At 56.9% G+C, this 726-nt stretch carries 1 rRNA gene; it reads left to right on the forward strand.

Going from position 1 to position 726, the window contains the following annotated elements:
- Window positions 1-75: 75 nt before the first annotated feature.
- A 23S ribosomal RNA gene (locus AOM46_RS35035) occupies window positions 76-726 on the forward strand; the annotation flags it as partial.

Consider the following 726-nt stretch of genomic DNA (forward strand, 5'->3'; position numbering starts at 1 on the left):
GGCCCCTCTTGTGGGGGGTTTGTTCTGGTGGACTGGTTGTTGGTTGAGAATTGCACAGTGGACGCGAGCATCTGTGGCCAAGTTATTAAGGGCGCACGGTGGATGCCTTGGCACCAGGAACCGATGAAGGACGTGGGAGGCCACGATAGGCCCCGGGGAGCTGTCAACCGAGCTGTGATCCGGGGGTGTCCGAATGGGGAAACCCGGCAGTCGTTATGGGCTGTCACCTACCGCTGAATGTATAGGCGGTGTGGAGGGAACGCGGGGAAGTGAAACATCTCAGTACCCGCAGGAAGAGAAAACAACAGTGATTCCGGGAGTAGTGGTGAGCGAAACCGGATGAGGCTAAACCGTTTGTGTGTGATACCCGGCAGGGGTTGCGCAGGCGGGGTTGTGGGAGCGTGCTTGATCGTTCTGCCGGACGGTCGGAGAGTAAGAAACCATTGTGGTAGTCGAAGGGCATGCGAAAGGCCTGGCGTAGAGGGTAAGACCCCCGTAGACGAAATCATGGTGGCTCTCTTGTGTGTTTCCCAAGTAGCACAGGGCCCGAGAAATCTTGTGTGAATCTGGCGGGACCACCCGTTAAGCCTAAATATTCCCTGGTGACCGATAGTGGATAGTACCGTGAGGGAATGGTGAAAAGTACCGCGGGAGCGGAGTGAAATAGTACCTGAAACCGTGTGCCTACAAGCCGTGGGAGCGTCGCAGCGTGTGCTTGCATGCGTT

This window comes from Streptomyces sp. NBRC 109706 (genome assembly GCF_000974485.1).
GTDB lineage: Bacteria > Actinomycetota > Actinomycetes > Streptomycetales > Streptomycetaceae > Streptomyces.